The 16,201-nt window shown below is 60.3% G+C and carries 13 protein-coding genes; all 13 read right to left on the bottom strand.

Features of this window, described 5'->3' with window-relative positions:
• Positions 1-2: 2 nt before the first annotated feature.
• The 13 genes from nuoM to aceA all read right to left on the bottom strand — a co-directional run bounded on the left by nuoM (position 3) and on the right by aceA (position 16,048).
• Positions 3-1,535 (bottom strand): NADH-quinone oxidoreductase subunit M, encoded by a 1,533-nt coding sequence (gene nuoM, locus AACV02_RS29170; protein WP_106579875.1) that lies wholly within the window; start codon positions 1,533-1,535, stop codon positions 3-5.
• Between the two features lie 49 nt (positions 1,536-1,584).
• Positions 1,585-3,438: an NADH-quinone oxidoreductase subunit L gene (gene nuoL / locus AACV02_RS29165; protein ID WP_119736278.1), complete on the bottom strand. Its 1,854-nt coding sequence runs from the start codon at positions 3,436-3,438 to the stop codon at positions 1,585-1,587.
• The gene (nuoK, locus tag AACV02_RS29160; RefSeq protein WP_003219560.1) at positions 3,435-3,743 is read right to left on the bottom strand and encodes an NADH-quinone oxidoreductase subunit NuoK; all 309 of its coding nucleotides are present in this window, start codon (positions 3,741-3,743) and stop codon (positions 3,435-3,437) included. The genes nuoL and nuoK overlap by 4 nt, the downstream gene beginning before the upstream one ends.
• A gap of 2 nt (positions 3,744-3,745) precedes the next feature.
• Positions 3,746-4,249 carry an NADH-quinone oxidoreductase subunit J gene (gene nuoJ / locus AACV02_RS29155; RefSeq protein WP_017527176.1) on the bottom strand — a complete coding sequence of 168 codons (504 nt, stop codon included), beginning with the start codon at positions 4,247-4,249 and terminating at the stop codon, positions 3,746-3,748.
• 9 nt (positions 4,250-4,258) lie between these two features.
• On the bottom strand, positions 4,259-4,807 hold the full coding sequence (gene nuoI / locus AACV02_RS29150) for an NADH-quinone oxidoreductase subunit NuoI (protein WP_003174725.1): 549 nt from the start codon (positions 4,805-4,807) through the stop codon (positions 4,259-4,261).
• 11 nt (positions 4,808-4,818) lie between these two features.
• Positions 4,819-5,826 (bottom strand): NADH-quinone oxidoreductase subunit NuoH, encoded by a 1,008-nt coding sequence (gene nuoH, locus AACV02_RS29145; protein WP_053256843.1) that lies wholly within the window; start codon positions 5,824-5,826, stop codon positions 4,819-4,821.
• On the bottom strand, positions 5,823-8,537 hold the full coding sequence (nuoG, locus tag AACV02_RS29140) for an NADH-quinone oxidoreductase subunit NuoG (protein WP_119736276.1): 2,715 nt from the start codon (positions 8,535-8,537) through the stop codon (positions 5,823-5,825). The genes nuoH and nuoG overlap by 4 nt, the downstream gene beginning before the upstream one ends.
• A gap of 135 nt (positions 8,538-8,672) precedes the next feature.
• Positions 8,673-10,031: an NADH-quinone oxidoreductase subunit NuoF gene (gene nuoF, locus AACV02_RS29135; RefSeq protein WP_106579872.1), complete on the bottom strand. Its 1,359-nt coding sequence runs from the start codon at positions 10,029-10,031 to the stop codon at positions 8,673-8,675.
• The gene (nuoE, locus tag AACV02_RS29130; protein WP_056861694.1) at positions 10,028-10,525 is read right to left on the bottom strand and encodes an NADH-quinone oxidoreductase subunit NuoE; all 498 of its coding nucleotides are present in this window, start codon (positions 10,523-10,525) and stop codon (positions 10,028-10,030) included. Before nuoE ends, nuoF begins: the two co-directional genes overlap by 4 nt.
• A gap of 2 nt (positions 10,526-10,527) precedes the next feature.
• Entirely contained in the window at positions 10,528-12,312 is a 1,785-nt protein-coding gene (nuoC, locus tag AACV02_RS29125) for an NADH-quinone oxidoreductase subunit C/D (protein WP_106579871.1), read from the bottom strand.
• A 72-nt stretch (positions 12,313-12,384) separates the two neighbouring features.
• Positions 12,385-13,059 (bottom strand): NuoB/complex I 20 kDa subunit family protein, encoded by a 675-nt coding sequence (locus AACV02_RS29120; RefSeq protein WP_003174719.1) that lies wholly within the window; start codon positions 13,057-13,059, stop codon positions 12,385-12,387.
• Between the two features lie 10 nt (positions 13,060-13,069).
• On the bottom strand, positions 13,070-13,483 hold the full coding sequence (locus tag AACV02_RS29115) for an NADH-quinone oxidoreductase subunit A (protein WP_003219575.1): 414 nt from the start codon (positions 13,481-13,483) through the stop codon (positions 13,070-13,072).
• A gap of 1,239 nt (positions 13,484-14,722) precedes the next feature.
• The gene (aceA, locus tag AACV02_RS29110) at positions 14,723-16,048 is read right to left on the bottom strand and encodes an isocitrate lyase (RefSeq protein ID WP_003219577.1); all 1,326 of its coding nucleotides are present in this window, start codon (positions 16,046-16,048) and stop codon (positions 14,723-14,725) included.
• Positions 16,049-16,201: the final 153 nt, after the last annotated feature.

Here is a 16,201-nt window from a genome sequence, read left to right as displayed (position 1 = left end):
TCTTACCGTGCCGAAGCGAGTTGAGTGAAGGCGGTGCCGAACCACTGCTGCACGCCATGCATCGTCGCGGCAGAAGTGTCCAGGAACGGTTGCGGGTACACGCCGATGTAGATCAGCAGCACCGCAAGGCCGAGCACCATGATCAGTTCGCGAGCATCCATCCCGTGCAGCACGGTGTCGGACTTGGCCGGACCGAAGTACGCACGGTGAATCATGATCAGCGAGTAGACCGAACCGAATACCAGGCCGGAGGTAGCGATGGCGCTGATCCACGGCGTGTGCACGAACGAACCCATCAGGATCAGGAACTCGCCGATGAAGTTACCGGTGCCCGGCAAGCCCAGGGACGCGGCGGCAAAGAACAGGCTGATCGCCGGCAGGTAGGCGATGCGCGACCACACGCCACCCATTTCACGCATGTCACGGGTGTGCAGGCGCTCGTACAGCTGACCACTCAGGATAAAGAGGGCTGCGGCCGAAACACCGTGGGCCAACATCTGGATCACAGCGCCTTGCAGCGCCAGTTGGCTGCCGGAGTAGATGCCGATCAGTACGAAGCCCATGTGGGAAACGGACGAGAAGGCAATCAGACGCTTGATGTCGGTTTGCGCAAAGGCCAGGAACGCACCGTAGAAGATCCCGATCAGACCCAGGGTCATGGCGATCGGCGCAAACTCGGCCGAGGCATTCGGGAACAGCGGCAGGGCGAAACGCAGCAGGCCGTACGCAGCGGTTTTCAGCAGAATACCGGCCAGGTCCACGGAACCTGCGGTCGGCGCCTGGGCGTGAGCGTCAGGCAACCAGGAGTGGAACGGCACCACCGGCAGCTTCACCGCGAACGCGATGAAGAAGCCCAGCATCAGGATGTACTCGGTGGTCAGCGACATCTTGGTTTTCAACAGGTCGGCGTAGTTGAAGGTAATCACGCCGGTGTTGTTGAAGTTGACCAGTACCAGACCCAGGATCGCCACCAACATGATCAGGCCGGAAGCCTGGGTGAAGATGAAGAACTTGGTCGCCGCGTAGATCCGGGTTTTCTTGCCGTCCGAAGAACTGTGACCCCAGAGCGCGATGAGGAAGTACATCGGCACCAGCATCATTTCCCAGAAGAAGAAGAACATGAACAGGTCCAGCGCCAGGAACACGCCGACAACGCCGCCCAGAATCCACATCAGGTTCAGGTGGAAGAAGCCCACGTGACGCTGAATCTCTTTCCAGGAGCAGAGTACCGAGAGGATACCCAGCAGGCCGGTCAGCAGGATCATCAACAGCGACAGGCCGTCGAGGGCCAGGTGCACGTTGATGCCGAAGCGCTGGATCCACACGTGCTTGAATTCAAGCGCGAAGGTGGGATCGACGCCCGGTGCCGGAGCAAATGAATAGTCGCCATGCGCCCACAGCCAAAGGCCGAGTGCGAGTTCCAGGGACATGGTCAGCAACGCAATCCAGCGGGGGAGGGTGGCGCCGAAGCGTTCACCCATCCAGCAGAGCAGGCCGCCGATAAAGGGGATCAGGATTAGCCAGGGCAGAATCATGACGGGCTCGTTTCCTTTCGCAAGTTCGCAAAGTACGCAATGTTCATAGTCAGACCGCTACCACAACGATGGCGCCGATCACCAGCACGGCACCGACGGCCATGGAAGCTGCATACCAACGCAGCTGGCCAGTCTCGCTGCGGCTCAGGGCGGTGTGACCGGCCTTGGCAGCACGCGGGATCAAACCGATGGTCTGGTCGAGCGGGTCTTTGCGCAGAATGTGGCTGATAGCAAGGTATGGCTTGACGAACAGCTTGTCGTAGATCCAATCGAAGCCCCAGGCGGCGAACCACCAGGCCGACAGGAAACGGCCAATGCCGCTGTTGGCAACCGCCGTCACGAAGCGACGCTTGCCCAGGAACAGCAGTGCCGCCAGCAGGATACCGGCGATGGCGATGGCGCCCGAGGCGATTTCCAGGCTGTGCTTGGCAGCGCCGCCGGCATGGCCAGCGCTTTCCGGCAGTACGCCGGCCAGTGGCGGGGTGATCATGGCGCCGATGAAGGTCGACAGGATGATCAGCACCGACAGTGGCAACCAGTGGGAGATGCCGTGGCCTGCGTGTGCTTCGGTCTTGGCTTCACCGTGGAAGGTGATGAAGATCAGGCGGAAGGTGTACAGCGAGGTCATGAAGGCACCCACCAGGCCTGCGTACAGCAGGTTCTGGTTACCGCTGGCAAAGGCTTCCCAGAGGATTTCGTCTTTGGAGTAGAAACCTGCGGTCACCAACGGCAGGGCCGCCAGAGCGGCACCGCCGACGATGAAGCTGGCGTAGGCCAACGGCAGTTTCTTCCACAGGCCACCCATCTTGAAGATGTTCTGCTCGTGGTGGCAGGCAACGATCACCGCACCGGAGGCAAGGAACAGCAGCGCCTTGAAGAAGGCGTGGGTCATCAGGTGGAAGATCGCCGCGTCCCAGGCGCCGACGCCCAGGGCCAGGAACATGTAGCCGATCTGGCTCATGGTCGAGTAGGCGAGGATACGCTTGATGTCGGTCTGCACCAGCGCGGCAAAGCCGGCCAGTACCAGCGTCACGCCGCCGACCAGGCCCACCAGGTGCAGGATTTCCGGCGCCAGGGTGAACAGGCCATGGGTACGCGCGATCAGGTAGACACCGGCGGTTACCATGGTTGCCGCGTGAATCAGTGCGGAAACGGGAGTAGGGCCGGCCATCGCATCCGCCAGCCAGGTTTGCAGTGGCAGTTGCGCAGATTTACCGACCGCGCCGCCCAGCAGCATCAGGGTAGCCAGGGTGATCCAGAAGTCACCGACCTGGAATTTCTGCGGCGCCAGCACCAGCAGTTCCTGGATGTTCAACGTGCCCACTTGTTGGAACAGGATGAACAGGCCGATGGCCATGAACACGTCGCCGATGCGGGTAACGATGAACGCCTTGAGTGCCGCGTTACCGTTGTTGCGGTTGCTGTAGTAGAAACCGATCAACAGGTACGAGCACAGGCCCACGCCTTCCCAGCCGAAGTACAGGAACAACAGGTTATCGCCCAGCACCAGAAACAGCATGCTGGCGATAAACAGGTTGGTGTACGAGAAGAAGCGCGAGTAGCCCGCTTCACCGCGCATGTACCAGGACGCGAACAGGTGGATGAGGAAGCCCACACCGACCACCACGCCGAGCATGGTGATCGACAGGCCGTCGACGTAGAGGGCGAAGTTGGGCTTGAAGCCGTCCACCGACATCCACTGCCACAGCACCAGGGTGTAGTGGCCGCCTTCGGGCGGTGCGACGTTGAATTGCCAGATGACGTAGGCAGCGACAATCGCCGACAGGCCAATGGAACCCACACCGATCAGGGCAGACAGGTTTTCCGACCAGCGTCCACGGGAGAACGACAGCAGCAGGAAACCGATCAGGGGAAATACGAAAGTCAGAAAGATCATGTTCATCCGCGCATCTCACTGGCAGCGTCGATATCAAGCGTGTGGAAGCGACGATACAGTTGCAGCAGGATCGCCAGGCCAATACTGGCCTCGGCGGCTGCCAGGCTGATCACCAGAATGAACATCACTTGTCCATCCGGCTGGCCCCAACGGCTACCTGCCACGATGAAGGCCAGTGCCGCAGCGTTCATCATGATTTCCAGGCTCATCAACACGAACAAAATGTTACGGCGAACCATCAGGCCGACCAGGCCAAGGCAGAACAGGATGCCGGCGACCGCCAGACCATGCTCCAAAGGGATAGCAGGCATCGTCATTGCTCCTTGGCTTCGTTGCGGCCCAAGTGGAAGGCGGTGATGGCTGCAGCGAGCAGCAGCATCGAAGCCAGTTCGACCACCAGCAGGTACGGGCCGAACAGGCTGACGCCTACGGCTTTGGCGTCTACGGTGGTGTGGCCGATGGCCTGGCCGCTCTGGTGAGCGAACAAGACATACAGCAGTTCACCCAGCAGCAACGCTGCGAGGACAACCGGGCCGAGCCAGATGCCGGGCTTGAGCCAGACGCGTTCCTGGGCGACCGAAGCCGGCCCCAGGTTGAGCATCATCACCACAAACACGAACAGCACCATGATGGCGCCGGCGTAGGCGATCACTTCCAGGACACCGGCGAACGGTGCGCCGAGGCTGAAGAAGGTCATGGCCACGGCGATCAGCGAAATGATCAGGTAGAGCAGGGCGTGCACGGGGTTGGTGTTGGTGATCACGCGAAGCGTGGACACCACTGCAATACCCGACGCGAAATAGAAAGCGAATTCCATCTTTCTTCCTTAAGGCAGCAAGCTCTTCACGTTGATCGGCTCGGCTTCGTTTTGTGCGGCGCCCTTCGGCTTACCGGCAACGGCCATACCTGCAACACGATAGAAGTTGTAATCAGGGTTTTTACCGGGACCAGAGATCAGCAGATCTTCTTTCTCGTACACCAGGTCCTGACGTTTGAACTCGGCCATCTCGAAATCCGGTGTCAGCTGGATCGCGGTGGTCGGGCAAGCTTCCTCGCAGAGGCCGCAGAAAATGCAGCGCGAGAAGTTGATGCGGAAGAAGTCCGGGTACCAGCGACCGTCTTCGGTTTCAGCTTTCTGCAGGGAGATGCAACCTACCGGGCACGCCACGGCGCACAGGTTGCAGGCTACGCAACGTTCTTCGCCATCGGGGTCGCGGGTCAGCACGATACGGCCGCGATAGCGCGGCGGCAGGTACACCGCTTCTTCCGGGTATTGCAGGGTGTCGCGTTTGCGAAAGCCGTGACCGAAAACCATCACCAGGCTTCGCAACTGGGTACCGGTACCCTTAACGATGTCGCCAATATATTTGAACATGGGTCAAATCCTCACTGAACCGCGCCGGCTGGCGTGTTCAACAACACAACAGCAGCCGTCACCAGCAAATTGATCAGGGTCAGCGGCAGGCAGAATCTCCAGCTGAAATCCATCACCTGGTCATAGCGTGGGCGCGGAATAGAAGCGCGCAGCAGGATGAACAGCATGATGAAGAACGCCGTCTTCAAGAAGAACCAGAAGAACGCCAGTTGCGGCAGGATGTTGAACGGGCCGTGCCAGCCGCCGAAGAACAGCGTGACCAGCAATGCCGAGATCAAGATGATGCCGATGTATTCACCGACGAAGAACATGCCCCACTTCATGCCGGCGTATTCAATGTGGTAACCGTCGGCCAGTTCCTGTTCCGCTTCCGGCTGGTCGAACGGGTGACGGTGAGTCACGGCGACGCCAGCGATGAAGAAGGTACAGAAGCCAAAGAACTGCGGAATGATGAACCACAGGTTCTGCGCCTGGTACTCGACGATGTCGCGCATGTTGAACGAGCCGACCTGCACCACGATGCCCATCAGCGCCAGGCCCATGAACACTTCGTAGGACACGGTCTGGGCCGAAGCCCGCAAGCTGCCCAGCAGGGCGAACTTGTTGTTGCTCGACCAACCGGCGAACAGCACCGCGTAGACCGACAGACCGGCCATGGCGAAGAAGAACAGCAAGCCGATGTTCAGGTCCGCCACGCCCCAGGTCGGGGTGATCGGGATAACGGCGAAGGCGATCAGCAAGGCGCTCATGGCCACAACCGGTGCCAGGGTGAAGATCACCTTGTCGGCAAACGGCGGGGTCCAGTCTTCCTTGAAGAACATTTTGAGCATGTCGGCAGCGATCTGGAACATGCCGAATGGGCCGACGCGGTTAGGACCGTAACGGTCCTGCCACCAGCCCAGCAGGCGACGTTCGACGAAGCTGAGCAGGGCGCCCGCAACGACCACGGCCAACAGGATCACGATGGCCTTGACGACCGAGATGATCACGTCGATCACTTCAGGGGTGAACCAGGTCATTGCGCTGCCTCCTGCAGACCGTCAACGGTTTTGCCAAAGATCGCAGGCGGAATACCGGCGAGGCCTTTTGGCAGTGCAACCAGACCCGCGCCCAATTCGTCATTGATGCGCAGCGGCAGACGCAGAGTCTTGCCGTCGACGTTCAGGCTGAGCAGGGCACCGTCGTTGACGCCCAGGCGGTCGGCTTCGGACTTGGCCACGGACACGTAAGCGGCCGGGATGCGCTCTTGAACCGGCGCGGCTTTGGAAGAGGTCTCTTCGCTGCCGAACAGGTGGAAGAACGGTACAACCTGCCAGGTGCCCTGGGCCGGGTTGAACGGACGCGGTACGGCAGTGAACCAGTTCAGCGAATCGCCGGTGCTTTCGATCAGGCGTGTGCCCGGGTCGCCAGCGCGGATGTGACCACCGACTTCGTCCTGGAACTTGTTCCAGGCCTGTGGCGAGTTCCAGCCCGGCGACCAGGCAAACGGCACCTGCTGACGTGGCTCGACCGAACCCGAGTAACCTTCCATGGAGAAGGCGAACGCGGTGTCGGGGTCTTGCGGGGTACGCGGTTCGTGCACGCTGATGTCGGCGCGCATGGCGGTACGGCCGGAGTAACGCAGCGGTTCACGGGCCAGTTTCAGGCCCTTGATGCGGAACGAGGCAGACGGTGCAGCATCAACGATACGTGCCAGCTGCGGAGCGCTTGCGGCGGCCGCTGCGGTGACGTGGTCGAGCTGGGTCCAGTCGATCGGCTGGTTCAGCAGGGTCGCGCGCAGGGCATGCAGCCAGCGCCAGCCTTCGTGAACCAGGATGCTGGCGTCCATGTACTTCGGATCGAACACCTGGAAGAAGCGCTGGGCGCGGCCTTCCTGGCTGACCAGCGTACCGTCGCCTTCGGCGAAGGTGGCAGCCGGCAGCACCAGGTCGGCACGTTCGCTGGTGGCGGTCTTCTGGTGGTCGGCAACGATCAGCACTTTGGCCGCTTCCAGCGCGGCGTCGACCTTGGCCGAATCCGTGCGGGTGTACAGGTCGTTTTCCAGTACCACGATGGCGTCGGCTTTGCCGTCGGTCACGGCTTGCAGCGCGGCGTCCAGGGATTCACCGCCGAGCATGGCCAGGCCGAGGCTGTTGGCTTCCGGCACGACCAGGCTGATGGAACCGTTTTTGTCGCGCAGCTTCAAGGCTTTGGCGATGTTGGCAGCCGCTTCGATCAGTGCTTTGGAACCCAGCGAGGTGCCGGCAATGATCAATGGGCGCTTGGCGGCCAGCAGGGCGTCGGCGATGCGCTGGGCGAGTTCGACGGCTTCAGTGTCCAGGCCTTCGACGGCAGGCGCGCTGGCGTCGAGGGCGTGAGCCACGGCGAAACCGATGCGGGCCAGGTCGTCCGGTGCGGCGTGGACGCATTCTTCGGCGATGTCGTCGAGCTTGGTTTCAGCCAGGCTGGCGATAAACAGTGGGTTCAGCGCGTGCTGACCGATGTTTTTCACCGCAGCGTCGAGCCAGGGCTGAACGCGCATGGCGTCGGCCATGTCTTCGGCCTTGCCTTTGACCGACTGACGCAGCGACAGCGCGATACGCGCGGCGGTCTGGGTCAGGTCTTCACCAAGCACAAAGATCGCGTCGTGGTCTTCGATGTCACGCATGTTCGGAACCGGCAGCGGGCTGTCGTTCAGCACTTGCAGGACCAGACGAATGCGCTCCAGCTCAGCGGCTTCGATACCGCAGTAGAAGTGCTCGGCGCCGACCAGCTCGCGCAACGCGTAGTTGCTTTCGAGGCTGGCGCGGGGTGAACCGATACCGACGATGTTGCGGCCGCGCAGCAGCTCGGCGGCTTTATCCAGCGCGTCGTCCAGGCTCAGCTTGGCGCCACCGGCCAGCAGTGGCTGACGTGGGCGGTCTTCGCGGTTGACGTAGCCATAGCCGAAACGGCCACGGTCGCACAGGAAGTACTGGTTGACCGAACCGTTGAAACGGTTTTCGATGCGACGCAGTTCGCCGTAACGCTCGCCCGGGGAAATGTTGCAACCGCTGGAGCAGCCATGGCAGATGCTCGGCGAGAACTGCATGTCCCACTTGCGGTTGTAGCGCTCGGAGTGAGTCTTGTCGGTGAACACACCGGTCGGGCAGACCTCGGTGAGGTTGCCGGAGAACTCGCTTTCGAGCACGCCGTCTTCAACGCGACCGAAGTACACGTTGTCGTGGGCGCCGAATACGCCCAGGTCGGTGCCGCCGGCGTAGTCTTTATAGAAGCGCACGCAACGGTAGCAGGCGATGCAGCGGTTCATTTCGTGGGAAATGAACGGGCCGAGGTCCTGGTTCTGGTGGGTACGCTTGGTGAAGCGATAACGGCGCTCGTTGTGGCCGGTCATCACCGTCATGTCTTGCAGGTGGCAGTGACCGCCTTCCTCACAGACCGGGCAGTCGTGGGGGTGGTTGGTCATCAGCCATTCGACAACGCTGGCGCGGAACGCCTTGGATTCTTCATCTTCGATGGAGATCCAGGTGTTGTCGGTGGCTGGCGTCATGCAGGACATGACGATACGACCACGGGTGTCGTTCTCGTCGGTGTACTGCTTGACCGCGCACTGGCGACAGGCACCAACGCTACCAAGGGCTGGGTGCCAGCAGAAATAAGGGATGTCGAGGCCTAGTGAGAGACATGCCTGTAACAGGTTGTCTGCCCCATCGACTTCGAGCGCTTTGCCGTCTACGTGGATAGTGGCCATGGTTCAAAGTTCTTCGTTGGCCCGTTGTCAGCGGGCGTGGCTAATGGAATCTTGTTATTCATGTGCATCTACACAGCCTTAAAGGCGTCAGCACATGAGAAGGCGAAGCGCACGGGCCCCTCGCCTTTTTAAGCGTTACGCACCAACCATGGTCGGTGTGACCACCTGATTCAGATCGCCGGCGCGCGCGGGTGCGATGCCAGCCTCGAATTCAGAGCGGAAGTATTTGATTGCGCTGCCCAATGGTTCCACGGCGCCCGGTGCGTGAGCACAGAAGGTCTTGCCTGGGCCGAGGAAACCGACCAGACCCAGCAGGGTCTCGATGTCGCCTGGCTGGCCTTCGCCTTTCTCGATCGCCATCAAGAGCTTCACGCTCCAGGGCAAACCGTCACGGCACGGGGTGCAGAAACCGCAGGATTCGCGGGAGAAGAACTGCTCCATGTTGCGCAGCAGCGAGACCATGTTCACGGTGTTGTCCACCGCCATCGCCAAGCCGGTCCCCATACGGGTGCCGACCTTGCCGATGCCGCCGGCATACATTTGTGCGTCCAGGTGCTCGGGCAGCAGGAAACCGGTGCCGGCGCCGCCTGGCTGCCAGGCTTTCAAGGTGTAGCCGTCGCGCATGCCGCCGGCGTAGTCCTCGAACAGCTCGCGTGCGGTCACGCCGAATGGCAGCTCCCACAGGCCAGGGTTCTTGACCTTGCCGGAGAAGCCCATGAGCTTGGTGCCCATGTCTTCGCTGCCTTCGCGGGCCAACGATTTGTACCAGTCCACGCCGTCGGCAATGATCGCCGGCACGTTGCACAGGGTCTCGACGTTGTTTACGCAGGTCGGCTTGCCCCACACGCCTACGGCGGCAGGGAAGGGCGGCTTGGAGCGCGGGTTGGCGCGGCGGCCTTCGAGGGAGTTGATCAGTGCGGTTTCTTCACCGCAGATGTAACGCCCGGCGCCGGTGTGCACGAACAGTTCGAAGTCAAAACCGGAACCCAAGATGTTCTTGCCCAGAAGGCCAGCTGCCTTGGCTTCTTCCACGGCACGGGTGAGGTGCTTGGCGGCGGTGGTGTATTCGCCACGCAGGAAGATGTAGCCACGGTAGGTTTTCAGCGCGCGGGCGCTGATCAGCATGCCTTCGATCAGCAGATGGGGCAGTTGCTCCATCAGCATGCGGTCTTTCCAGGTGTTGGGCTCCATTTCATCCGCGTTGCACAGCAGGTAGCGGATGTTGATGGATTCGTCTTTGGGCATCAGGCCCCACTTCACGCCCGTGGGGAAGCCTGCACCGCCGCGACCTTTAAGGCCGGCGTCTTTCACGGTCTGGACGATGTCGTCCTGAGCCATGTCGGCGAAGGCTTTGCGCGCAGCCGCGTAACCGTTCTTGGCCTGGTATTCGTCGAGCCATACCGGCTCGCCGTCGTCACGCAGGCGCCAGGTCAGCGGGTGAGTCTCGGCCGAACGCTTGATCAGGTTGGCCGGGCCGAAAGATGTAAGGGTCATGGGTAGCCCTCAAGCAATTGGGTCACGCCAGCAGGCTGCACGTCACCGAATGTGTCGTCGTCGATCATCAACGCCGGCGCCTTGTCGCAGTTGCCCAGGCAGCACACCGGCAGCAGCGTGAAGCGCCCGTCCGCAGTGGTCTGGCCCAGGCCGATGCCCAGCTTGTTCTGGATCTCGCTGACCACGGACTCGTGGCCACCGATGTAGCAGACCATGCTGTCGCACACGCGAATGATGTGGCGGCCCACCGGCTGACGGAAGATCTGGCTGTAGAACGTGGCCACACCTTCAACGTCGCTGGCCGGGATGCCGAGGATTTCGCCGATCGCGTAGAGGGCGCCGTCGGGCACCCAGCCACGCTCCTTCTGGACGATCTTCAAGGCTTCGATCGACGCCGCGCGCGGGTCTTCGTAGTGATGCAGCTCGTGCTCGATGGCCGAGCGCTCGGTTTCACTCAAGGTGAAACGGTCTGTCTGGATAAGCGTGCTGTTCATGCTTAGCGGTCCACGTCGGCCATAACGAAATCGATACTACCCAGGTACGCAATCAAGTCCGCGACCATCTCGCCTTTGATCACCGAAGGGATCTGCTGCAAGTGCGCAAAGCTTGGGGTACGAATCCGGGTGCGGTAGCTCATGGTGCCGCCATCGCTCGTCAGGTAATAACTGTTGATACCCTTGGTCGCTTCAATCATCTGGAAGGATTCGTTGGCCGGCATGACCGGGCCCCACGAAACTTGCAGGAAGTGCGTGATCAGGGTTTCGATGTGCTGCAGCGTGCGTTCTTTCGGCGGCGGCGTGGTCAGCGGGTGATCCGCCTTGTACGGACCTGCCGGCATGTTGCGCATGCACTGCTCGATGATCTTCAGGCTCTGGCGCATTTCTTCGACGCGCACGATGCAGCGGTCGTAGGCATCGCCATTCGCGGCCAGCGGTACTTCGAATTCGAAGTTCTCGTAGCCGGAGTACGGGCGTGCTTTACGCAGGTCGAAGTCGCAACCCGTCGAGCGCAGGCCAGCACCGGTGACGCCCCATTCCAGGGCTTCTTTGGTGTTGTATTGCGCCACGCCGATGGTGCGGCCTTTGAGGATGCTGTTGTCCAGCGCAGCCTTTTGGTACTCGTCCAGACGCTTGGGCATCCAGTCGATGAATTCCTTGACCAGGCGCTCCCAGCCGTTTGGCAGGTCGTGCGCCACACCGCCGATGCGGTACCAGGCCGGGTGCAGACGGAAACCGGTGATGGCTTCGATCACCTTGTAGGCGCGCTGACGGTCGGTGAAGGTGAAGAACACCGGGGTCATGGCGCCAACGTCCTGGATGTAGGTACCCAGGAACAGCAGGTGGCTGGTGATCCGGAAGAACTCGGCCATCATGATGCGGATGGTGTCGACGCGGTCCGGCACTTTGATGCCGGCCAGCTTCTCGACCGAGAGCACGTACGGCAGGTTGTTCATCACGCCGCCGAGGTAGTCGATACGGTCGGTGTACGGAATGAAGCTGTGCCAGGACTGGCGCTCGGCCATCTTCTCGGCACCACGGTGGTGGTAGCCGATGTCCGGCACGCAGTCGACGATTTCTTCGCCGTCCAGTTGCAGGATGATACGGAAGGCACCGTGCGCCGAAGGGTGGTTCGGGCCCAGGTTGAGGAACATGTAGTCCTCGTTGGTGCCGGAGCGCTTCATGCCCCAGTCTTCCGGACGGAAGCGTGCAGCCTCTTCTTCAAGCTGTTGCTTGGCGAGCGTCAGGCTGAACGGATCGAATTCGGTGGCGCGCGCAGGGTAGTCCTTGCGCAGCGGGTGACCTTCCCAGGTAGGCGGCATCATGATGCGCGTCAAGTGCGGGTGGCCCGGGAAGTCGATGCCGAACATGTCCCAGACTTCGCGCTCATACCAGCTGGCGTTCGGCCAGATGCCGGTGATGGTCGGAATGCTCAGGTCGCTTTCGGACAGCGCGACCTTGATCATCACGTCGCTGTTACGCTCCAGCGACATCAGGTGATAGAACACGGTGAAATCGGCGCCGCTCGGCAGCCCCTGGCGCTTGGTGCGCAGACGCTCGTCCACACCATGCAAGTCATAGAGCATGACGTATGGCTTGGGCAGGTTGCGCAGGAAGGTCAGGACTTCGACGAGCTTGGCGCGCGCCACCCACAGCACCGGCATACCGGTGCGTGTGGCCTGGGCGGTAAAGGCGTCAGGGCCAAAACGGTTATTGAGTTCGACGACCACATCCTGGTCGTCTGCCTTATAAGGCGGGATGCGTCGAGCACTGCCTGTAGTCATGGTTTTTTATCGCTTTCGGTCAACGTAAAGAATGAAGCCAGGGTTTCGTTCTATAAAAGAAGCGGTGCTGGATCAGACTTCGTCAGGGCTGCGCAGGTTGGTGACTGCGATTCGCTGTTCGCGGCGCTGTTCCTTTTGCGAAGGCATCTCGGCGCGGTATACGCCTTGATCGCCGACGACCCAGGAAAGTGGGCGACGCTCCTTGCCAATCGATTCCTGCAACAGCATCAAGCCTTGCAGAAATGCTTCAGGGCGGGGCGGGCAGCCAGGCACGTAGACGTCCACGGGCAGGAACTTGTCCACCCCTTGAACGACGGAGTAGATGTCGTACATGCCACCGGAGTTGGCGCACGAACCCATGGAGATAACCCACTTTGGCTCGAGCATTTGCTCGTAGAGACGCTGAATGATCGGCGCCATCTTGATAAAGCAGGTTCCGGCGATAACCATGAAATCCGCCTGGCGCGGTGATGCCCGGATAACTTCGGCGCCAAAGCGCGCGATGTCGTGGGGCGCCGTGAAGGCGGTGGTCATTTCCACGTAGCAGCACGAAAGGCCGAAGTTGTACGGCCACAGGGAGTTCTTACGTCCCCAGTTGACCGCGCCACTCAGCACGTCTTCGAGCTTGCCCATGTAGATGTTTTTGTGGACTTGGTCTTCTAACGGGTCGGAAACGGTTTCGCGTTCGCCGATTGGGTACTGCTCGTTAGGAGCATCCGGGTCGATCCTGGTGAGATTGTATTGCATCGCCAAAGCCTCATTGTTTCAGCTTCGCTTGCCGCTTGCGACGAGCTTCCGGAGCCCAGTCAAGGGCGCCCACTCGAAATAGGTAGACAAGGCCTGCCAACAGAATTGCTATGAAAACGAGGGCTTCGACGAATCCGGTCCAGCCGCTTTCGCGGACGGACACAGACCAGGCAAAGAGAAAGAGGGCTTCGATATCGAAGATCACGAACAGCATCGCGACCAGATAGAATTTGGCTGAGAGCCGCAAGCGGGCGCCACCTGTAGGCAGCATGCCGGACTCGAACGGTTCATTTTTGCTGCGGCCCCAGGCTTTTGACCCGAGGAGGCTGGAGACACCAAGCATGAAGGCGCAAAGGCCGACAACACCGAGGAGGAAAATGGCAAAGCCCCAGTTGTGGGCCATGAGTCCTGTCGCTTCGGTCATGCTGGAAATCCTTAACAGAGAGCAAAGGTCTCTGAGCTCGAAAAAGTAACGATGCAGTGACGATATGTCGCACTGCAATCAATCGCGGTGATTTTATGGCTAAACACCGGGCAAGTAAAATTCCGATAGCGAAATTATTCGATGGAATAAGCACATAGTGCACCTTCTTGGGGCTGTAGCCCTTGTGGGGCGGGCATTAGCGGGCATTTCACCAATTATGTTTTGTTTAAGCTGTAAAGAAGTTTTCATGCTCTAAATGATAATGAATGTTGTTTGCGGGGGTTTTAAACAGCTGTTCGGGGTTCAGCGGAGGAAGTTGCTGTTACTTGTGCGGGTGGTGTTAGTTGGTAAAGCGGATCTTTTAACTGACTTTGCGGACGCGGATACCGCTCTGGATCAATGTTTTGGTCGAAATTTGGTTGTGGGGGGCTGTGTACATATCCGTTGCTGCGGTAACGGCGGCTTATGGTTCCGCTCTTACAGCGGCTCACTTTGGAAAAGCCCCAAAGTAAGCAATGGGCTCTGCCCCGCCTGTCGGCGCCTCGCTTAGGATCGGCGTTCCCTCACTCCGGCATTGCTCCGCGGGCCGCCGCGACGGGCCATCCATGGCCCGGCGCGGCTAAACCGGCGTCCTGCCGGTTTACCCGCTCCGCAATACCTGCGTTCGGCCTCGGGCTTATTGGGGCAGTCAGATCAAGATCAAAAGCAAGAGCACAGCGGCCTCCCGGCCGGCTTGAGTGTTAGAAGCCAGATCAAAAGCCAGAGCGAAAGCAAAGCTGCTTTTCTGTGGGAGCTGGCTTGCCTGCGATGCAGACAACTCGGTACATCAGGTACACCCAGTTGATGCCATCGCAGGCAAGCCAGCTCCCACATTTGGACCGTGCCCGCTTTAGATTTGATTTTGCTCTTCAACACTCAAGCCGGCCGGGAGGCCGCTGTGCTCTTGCTGTTGATCTTGATCTTGATCTTAGGCGCCCCGTTAAACCACGCTGGCCGGAGTGAGGGCACACCGAGCCTAGGCGAGGTGCCGAGTGGTGGGGCAAGGGCGTTTTGCTTACTTTTGCGCTGTTCAAAAGTGAGCCGCTGTAAGAGCGGAACCAATAGAGGTCATCACCCAAATAACGGATATACACCCATTTCAGAGACGCAAAAAAAACGCCCCGAACCAGTCGGGGCGTCAGATCGTGCGGCAATGCGGTTAGGTCTTCCATGAGGCCGCACTGGCCGTGTACTCGCTACTTAGTGGAACTGCTCTTCTTCGGTCGAACCGGTCAACGCGGTCACGGACGAGGTGCCACCCTGGATCACGGTGGTCATGTCGTCGAAGTAGCCGGTGCCCACTTCCTGCTGGTGCGCCACAAAGGTGTAGCCCTTGGCGGCGTCAGCGAATTCCTGCTCCTGCAGCTTCACGTAGGCGGTCATGTCGTTGCGGGCGTAGTCGTGCGCCAGGTTGAACATGCTGTGCCACATGTTGTGAATGCCGGCCAGGGTAATGAACTGGTGCTTGTAACCCATGGCGGACAGCTCGCGCTGGAACTTGGCGATGGTCGCGTCGTCCAGGTTCTTCTTCCAGTTGAAAGAAGGCGAGCAGTTGTAGGACAGCAGTTGGTCCGGGTATTCCTTCTTGATCGCTTCGGCAAAGCGGCGAGCTTCGTCCAGGTCCGGCTTTGCGGTTTCGCACCAGATCAGGTCGGCGTACGGCGCGTAGGCCAGGCCACGGGCGATCGCCTGGTCGAGACCGGCGCGCACTTTATAGAAGCCTTCCTGAGTCCGTTCGCCGGTTACGAATGGCTGGTCGTACGGGTCGCAATCGGACGTCAGCAGGTCGGCGGCGTTAGCGTCGGTACGGGCCAGGATGATGGTCGGGGTGCCAGCAACGTCAGCAGCCAAACGAGCAGCAGTCAGCTTTTGTACGGCTTCCTGAGTCGGAACCAATACCTTGCCGCCCATGTGGCCGCATTTCTTCACAGATGCCAACTGGTCTTCGAAGTGCACGCCGGCAGCGCCAGCCTCGATCATGCTCTTCATCAGTTCGTAGGCGTTGAGTACGCCGCCGAAACCGGCTTCAGCGTCCGCCACGATCGGGGCGAAGTAATCGATGTAGCCTTCGTCGCCCGGGCCTTTACCGGCTTTCCACTGGATCTGGTCGGCGCGGCGGAACGAGTTGTTGATGCGCTTGACCACGGTGGGTACCGAGTCCACCGGGTACAGCGATTGGTCGGGGTACATGGATTCAGCGGAGTTGTTGTCCGCTGCCACTTGCCAGCCGGACAGGTAGATCGCCTGGATACCGGCTTTCACCTGTTGGACTGCCTGGCCGCCAGTGAGGGCGCCCATGCAGTTGACGAAATCTTTTTCGGGACGGAAGGACGGCTTGGCACCCTGGGTGACCAGCTTCCACAGCTTCTCGGCGCCGAGTTTTGCAAAGGTGTGCTCAGGTTGAACCGAGCCACGCAGGCGGACGACGTCAGCAGCGGAATAAGCGCGGGTTACGCCTTTCCAGCGTGGGTTTTCAGCCCAGTCTTTTTCAAGGGCTGCAATTTGCTGTTCGCGTGTCAGTGCCATGGGGAAAAACCTCGTCGCATAGGTCTAGGTGGAAAATTCCATTTGCCAGCCACGTACTCAGTGCGTGGTGATGGCTGCTCGCTGACCAGAAGCTTGGCGGTCAAGCCGGGTTTGGCGGGGAGGGCGACGGGATGAACGAGTGGCTCAAGGGGG

Source organism: Pseudomonas sp. Larv2_ips (assembly GCF_963879675.1).
Classification (GTDB): Bacteria; Pseudomonadota; Gammaproteobacteria; order Pseudomonadales; family Pseudomonadaceae; genus Aquipseudomonas.
The sequence above is the reverse complement of the archived record's forward strand: the minus strand, read 5'-3'. Positions and strand labels throughout refer to the sequence as shown.